Source organism: Acidimicrobiales bacterium (assembly GCA_036491125.1).
Lineage (GTDB): Bacteria > Actinomycetota > Acidimicrobiia > Acidimicrobiales > AC-9 > AC-9.
In genome coordinates, this window is sequence record DASXCO010000014.1 from 1 (window position 1) to 6,108 (window position 6,108).

A 6,108-nucleotide genomic window follows, 5' to 3' on the forward strand; every position below is an offset into this window, starting at 1 on the left:
AGAGCGCCTCTTCCGTCGGGCTTCGGGACGATCTGGACGACGGTGGCCCTGGACCTCGTGGGTTTCGGTCTGGTGCTTCCGATCCTGCCCCTCTATGCGGAGCGGTACCACGCCTCGCCCACCACCATCGGTCTGCTCGTCGCGTCCTTCTCGGTCGCCCAGCTGGCCCTGTCACCGGTGTGGGGCCGGGTCTCGGACCGGATCGGGCGCAAGCCGGTCCTGTTGGTCTCGCTCGCGGGCACCTGCGTGGGAGGCCTGCTCACGGGGTTGGCGGGGAGTCTGTGGGTCTTGTTCCTGGCCCGCGCCCTCGATGGCGCCTCGGGTGCCAGCGTCTCGGTCGCCCAGGCGGCGGTCACCGATGTGGCCGCACCGGACCAACGGGCCCGATTGCTCGGGTTGTTGGGCGCGGCCTTCGGCGTTGGTTTCGTGGTCGGCCCCGCCCTCGGCTCGCTCGCTGCCCTGGGCGGCCCTCGCGTACCGTTCGTCCTCGCTGGGGTGTTGGCGGGAGCGAACGCACTCGTCGCTAGTCGCCGGCTGCCGGAGACGCATCCCTTCCCGCAGTCGCGTCCCCATCGCCAGCGCCGGGGGGAGTGGCGCCGGCGGGGGCTACCTGCGCTGCTGCTGGTGGCGTTCCTGACCCTGGTCGCGTTCAGCGCCTTCGAGGCCACCTTCTCGCTGTTGGGTCAGCGGCGCCTTGGCCTCGGCCTGTCGTCGAGCGCCGCCGTGTTCACCGTGATCGGGCTGCTGATCGTGGTCGTTCAGGTCGGGTTGGTCCACCCTGTGGTCCACCGGCTGGGCGAGCGCGGTGCCCTCCGTCTGGGGCTGGTGCTGGACGCCGTGGGTCTCGCCATCCTGGCGGATATGCACTCGTTCGTGACCTTGGCCGTCGCCGTGGTTGCCCTGACCATCGGGCAGGGACTGGTCACGCCCACGCTGGCGGCGATCGTGGCCGGTCGGGTGCCAGCCGAGCGGCGGGGCGGAGCACTCGGGGTGCAACAGGCGGCCGGCGGACTGGCTCGGGTCGTGGGACCTGTAGTCGGTGGAGTTACTTTCGCCCGACTGAGCCCCTCGGCCCCATATCTCATCGGCGCGGGGCTCGCACTCGTCGCGGTAGGAGTCTTGGCAGCGCAGCGCGATCGTTCCGCAGACCCCCTGTTGGCTCGTCCGGGCTGATCGCCGCCACTCGGGTGCTGCACCCGCTGGGGAGAAGATAAGCTGATTGTTACTGCCCAGTAACATCCCGCGGAAGAGGTGCCTGATGCCGGATTTCTCGCTCGAGCTGAACGAGGATCAGCTCCAGATCCAGAAGTGGGTCCACGACTTCGCCGAGAAGGTCGTCCGCCCCGCCGGCCACGAGTGGGACGAGCGGGAGGAGACCCCGTGGCCCATCATCGAGGAGGCGGCAAAGGTCGGCCTGTACTCGCTCGACTTCGTGGTGAACAGCTTCTCCGACCCGACGGGTCTCTCACTCCCGCTGGTCAACGAGGAGATGTCGTGGGGTGACGCCGGTATTGCCCTGTCGATCTTCGGCACGACGCTCGGGGTGGCAGGCATCGTGGCCAACGGCACGTCGGAGCAGGTGGCCGAGTGGCTGCCACAGTGCTTCGGGACGCCGGACGACATCAGGTTGGCAGCGTTCGGGGTGTCGGAGCCCGACGCCGGCTCCGACGTCAGCTCGCTGCGCACGCGCGCCGTCTACGACCAGGCTTCCGACGAGTGGGTGATCAACGGCACCAAGACCTGGATCACCAACGGTGGCATCGCTGACATCCATGTGATCGTGGCTTCGGTCGAGCCCGATCTGGGCTCCAGGGGACATGCCAGCTTCGTCATTCCTCGCGGGACGCCGGGTCTGTCTCAGGGTCAGAAGTTCAAGAAGATGGGCATCCGCGCCTCACACACCGCCGAGGTCGTGCTCGACGACGTACGGGTGCCGGGTCGCTGCCTGCTCGGCGGCAAGGAGCGCCTGGACGAGCGACTCGCAAAGGCTCGTGAAGGAGGGAGGTCAGCGAGCCAGGCGGCCATGGCCACCTTCGAGGCCAGCCGACCAACGGTCGCCGCGCAGGCCGTCGGGATCGCGCGGGCGGCTTACGAGTACGCCCTCGACTACGCCAAGGAGCGCAAGCAGTTCGACCGGCCCATCATCCAGAACCAGGCCATCGCCTTCAAGCTGGCGGACATGAAGACCAACATCGACGCCGCACGACTGCTGGTTCACCGCGCCGCCTGGATGGGTCGCACTGGTAAGCACTTCCCCGCCGGCGAGGGCTCGATGAGCAAGCTCTTTGCCGGCGAGACTGCGGTCTGGGTTACCGAGGCGGCAATCCAGATCCTCGGCGGCTACGGCTACGTCCGCGAGTACCCCGTCGAACGCTGGCACCGGGACGCCAAGATCTACACGATCTTCGAGGGCACCTCGGAGATCCAGCGCTTGATCGTGGCCCGCGCCATCTCGGGGATACACATCCAGTAGTCGAGCGAGCGGGCCGCCCCGTCTACTTGGCCCACTCTCCCCACAAGCGGATGACCTCGCTGCGGAACACGTCCTGTTGCACGGCCGTGATCGTGTCGAAGTTCGCCGCGGATGTGATCATCGCCGTCTCGGCGATGGGGGGCATGTCGAGGGTCGAACGCACGAGGTGACCGTTCAGCAGGGCGGCGTGGATCGGGCCGTCCTCCCGGGCCTGATCCCGTCGCCACGAGTCGGCGATGTCGTCGAGGATCGCCCAGTCGAATGAGTCGTCGACGCTTGCGAAGACCGCCCGCCGGTAGACCGCCGTCAGGCGCTCCTCTATGCGGCCGTCATCGCTCGGCCACTCCATCAGCGCGGCGAGCGCTTCTCGGTTGTCGGGGTGGCGGGAGAACAGGAGGACATGCTGAAACCCCAGCAGGGCCTCGAGCCTGACCACGGCCTCGATGTCGAGCCGGTCCCGCTGGAGGATGAAGTCGTTCGCCTCCTCCCCGTCGAAGCCGGCCTGGGGCTGCAGCAGGATGCCGTATGCGGACACCCGTGCGCTCAGCAGGGCAGCCTCGATCACCAGGTGGACGAAAAACGGGCTCTCCAGCTCGTCCAGCGACCCGAGCAGCTGCTCCACGCTGGCGTCGGTCAGCGCGAGAGCATCCTCCTCGGCGTCCTGAGTGCTCCAAGGCATCGTCATGTTGCCCCCTCACGGCTGACCCGGCGACTCGGGAAGCGAGACGATCGTCGACCACCTGGCACTTCGTTGTTGTGACTCGGTCCCATCCAGTCCCCAGCAAGGCTCCGCGGCCCTGGCGAATCCTAACGCTCTGGGGCCGCGCAAGCAGCCACCCCCCGGGCGCGGCGGCCGCCGCAGAAGCCGGCCCGGGAGGCCGGCTCGAGTACATGGGCTGGCCCGGGAGGCCGGCTCGTGTACATGGGCCGTAGGCGCTTCTGCGCATAGTCTCGGCAGCGATGGTGACGACGAGGGATGTCGAGTACGACGCCGAGGGCACGGTCATGGTGGGGCGTCTCGCCCTCCCTGACGGCACCGCGAAGCGACCTGCGGTGCTGATCGCCCATGAGGGCCCAGGCCTCGACGACTTCCAGCGAGGTCGGGCGGACCAGCTGGCAGAGCTGGGCTATGCCGCCTTCGCGCTCGACTATCACGGCAGTGGCCGCTGGCTCGAGGACCGGGACGAAATGATGACCCGTCTCGGTGTCCTGGGGGCCGACCCGGAACGCACCCGCACCCTCGCTCGCGCCGGCCTCGACGTACTGCTGGCCGAGCCGAGGGCTGACGGGTCGAACGTCGCCGCCATTGGCTACTGCTTCGGCGGTACCGTGGCGCTCGAGCTAGCCCGCGGCGGTGCCGAGCTCAAGGCGGTGGTCGGCTTTCACCCCGGCTTGTCCACGGTGCGACCGGAGGATGCGGCGAACATCAGGGGCAAGGTTCTCGTGTTCGTGGGCTCGGAGGACCCGTTCATCCCTCTCGATCAGCGACTCGCCTTCGAGGACGAGATGCGCGCCGGTGGTGTCGACTGGGAGATGGTTCTCTACGGTGGCGTCGAGCACAGCTTCACCCACCCGTCGGCGGACCCCAACCGGACGGGCCTCCCCGGGATCAGGTACAACGAGGATGCCGATCGGCGATCGTGGAAAACGATGCTCGAGCTGTTCGACGAGGTGTTTGCCTGAGCCGCGGAGTCAAGGCGGTCGCCCTTGTCAGTCGTCGACGCCAAGGCGGTAGGACCTGACTCGGCGCAGCTCACTGACGACCGGGGGCTCGTCGCATCGATCGCCGATGTGCTCCTGGAAGGCGCCGAACGCTGACAGGTCGTTGAGTGGGTTGTGTCCGTCATCGGTCTCGTCGATGGCGAAGTGCACGAAGCCGCTCTTCGGCCTGCCTCGGACGCTTCGCGCCTGAGGTCGGATCATCGACTCACTGGTCGGGCGCTGTGGATGCTCCGGCCAGCTCCCGCGACGGGCTATCGTTCGAGTCCGGACGCGCCGCGACGTCGCAACCGTGTCCTCTTGGACAGCAGGCAGCATCAGATCAGCAGCGTTGGAAGGTTTTCTGCGGGACACTCCAACTGCCCCGTTTGAGGACAGGGTCGGGAGCGTTGTGCGGAGAGAGGGGGCCGGACATGGAGCATGCTGATCGAAGCCCGGGGGATAACCGACTGAGCATTCCCACGCTCTCGCGGCGCCAACTCCTGGCCGCGGGGATTGCCGGCGGGGCAGGTTTCATGCTCTCCGCCTGCACGGGCTCGACCGTGCACAAGGCGGCGACGACACCGCCCGCCGGTTCCGACCTCGGTGCGGTCGAGCACGTCATCTTCTTGATGCAGGAGAACCGCTCCTTTGACCACTACTTCGGCTCCTACAGAGGAGTTCAGGGATTCGGCAACCATCCAGCGGGGAATTTCGGCGCCTTCTCCCAGCCCTGGCCGGCCAACACCACCCGAACCCCTGTCGGCCGCCTCTTGCCCTTCCACCTGGACACCAACACCACCAACGCGGAATGCACCTTCGACCTGACCCACGCCTGGGCCCCCCAGCACCAGAGCTGGAATGGCGGTCGCATGGACCGCTTCGTCGAGGTCCACACCGATCCGGCCAACGAAGGCCCCGCCAACGGTCTCCTCACGATGGGCTACTACACCAGGAGCGACCTGCCCTTCCACTATGCCCTGGCTGACGCCTTTACCATCTGCGACGGCTATCACTGCTCGGTGTTCGGACCGACCCACCCCAACCGCTTGCACTGGATCTCGGGCACGCTCGACCCAGGTGGCAAGGCGGGAGGGCCGGTGCTGGTGACCAACTCCGATCCCTCAAAGCAGTTCAGCCTCTCCTGGACCACGATGCCCGAGCGACTTCAGGCCAAAGGGGTCTCGTGGAAGGTCTACAACCCCCCTGGCAGCGAGTACCAGCCCCACTCTGCAGCGGCGCTGCTCATCTCTGACAATGTCCTCCTCTACTTCAAGCAGTACGCCGACCCGTCATCGGCCCTCTACAAACAGGCGTTCGGTCCCGTCTATCCCAACGACTTCGTCGCCGACGTGGCCAACGACACCCTGCCCGCGGTGTCCTGGATCATCCCGGCAACGCTTCCTCAAGCGCTCGACGAGCACCCTCCTGCCCCGCCCTCTGCCGGCGCGTGGCTGATGAACAACGTGATCAGCACCCTGGCGTCAAACCCCAAGGTGTGGTCGAAGACGGTGTTGTTCATCAGCTACGACGAGAATGATGGCTTCTTCGATCACGTGCCTCCGCCCACTCCTCCCCCGGGTACCTCGGGCGAGTATCTGACCGTGGATCCCCTTCCTGCCGACGCCAAGGGCATCAGCGGCCCCATTGGACTCGGGATGCGAGTGCCGATGCTGGTCGTTTCCCCCTTCAGCCGGGGAGGCTACGTATGCTCGGACACCTTCGACCACACCTCCCAGCTGCGTTTCCTCGAGACCCGCTTCGGGGTGGAGGTGCCCAACCTCTCCTCGTGGCGCCGAAGCGTGACAGGGGACCTCACGTCCGCCCTGCGGCTCCACTCACCCAACACGTCGGTGCCTTCACTGCCGGCCGTGTCGTCGACACCCGACGGGGATCCCAAGGTGACACGTGAGTGCGAAGCGCCGGAGCTGATCGAG

Annotated in this window: 6 protein-coding genes; 4 read left to right on the top strand and 2 right to left on the bottom strand. The window is 67.2% G+C overall.

The window, feature by feature from the left end:
* On the top strand, positions 1 to 1,173 hold a 1,173-nt coding region (locus VGF64_00825), incomplete at its 5' end, for an MFS transporter (GenBank protein HEY1633271.1).
* 85 nt (positions 1,174 to 1,258) lie between these two features.
* On the top strand, positions 1,259 to 2,473 hold the full coding sequence (locus tag VGF64_00830; protein HEY1633272.1) for an acyl-CoA dehydrogenase family protein: 1,215 nt from the start codon (positions 1,259 to 1,261) through the stop codon (positions 2,471 to 2,473).
* A gap of 22 nt (positions 2,474 to 2,495) precedes the next feature.
* Here the strand turns inward: VGF64_00830 and VGF64_00835 are convergent, their stop codons facing one another.
* Positions 2,496 to 3,158, bottom strand: a complete 663-nt coding sequence (locus VGF64_00835; protein ID HEY1633273.1) for a hypothetical protein — start codon at positions 3,156 to 3,158, stop codon at positions 2,496 to 2,498.
* A gap of 275 nt (positions 3,159 to 3,433) precedes the next feature.
* Between VGF64_00835 and VGF64_00840 the strand changes: the two genes are divergently transcribed.
* Complete coding sequence (locus tag VGF64_00840) at positions 3,434 to 4,156, top strand: dienelactone hydrolase family protein (GenBank protein ID HEY1633274.1); 723 nt, start codon at positions 3,434 to 3,436, stop codon at positions 4,154 to 4,156.
* Positions 4,157 to 4,183: 27 nt separating this feature from the next.
* Here the strand turns inward: VGF64_00840 and VGF64_00845 are convergent, their stop codons facing one another.
* The gene (locus VGF64_00845; protein ID HEY1633275.1) at positions 4,184 to 4,345 is read right to left on the bottom strand and encodes a hypothetical protein; all 162 of its coding nucleotides are present in this window, start codon (positions 4,343 to 4,345) and stop codon (positions 4,184 to 4,186) included.
* A gap of 260 nt (positions 4,346 to 4,605) precedes the next feature.
* On the opposite strand from VGF64_00845, the gene VGF64_00850 reads away from it, so the two are divergent.
* The coding region (locus VGF64_00850) for an alkaline phosphatase family protein (GenBank protein HEY1633276.1) at positions 4,606 to 6,108 on the top strand (1,503 nt) is incomplete at its 3' end.

Bases quoted from the DNA above. Each gene is read 5' to 3' on its own strand.
- VGF64_00830 (HEY1633272.1), top strand. From the start codon at position 1,259: ATGCCGGATTTCTCGCTCGAGCTGAACGAGGATCAGCTCCAGATCCAG.
- VGF64_00835 (HEY1633273.1), bottom strand. From the start codon at position 3,158: ATGACGATGCCTTGGAGCACTCAGGACGCCGAGGAGGATGCTCTCGCG.
- VGF64_00840 (HEY1633274.1), top strand. From the start codon at position 3,434: ATGGTGACGACGAGGGATGTCGAGTACGACGCCGAGGGCACGGTCATG.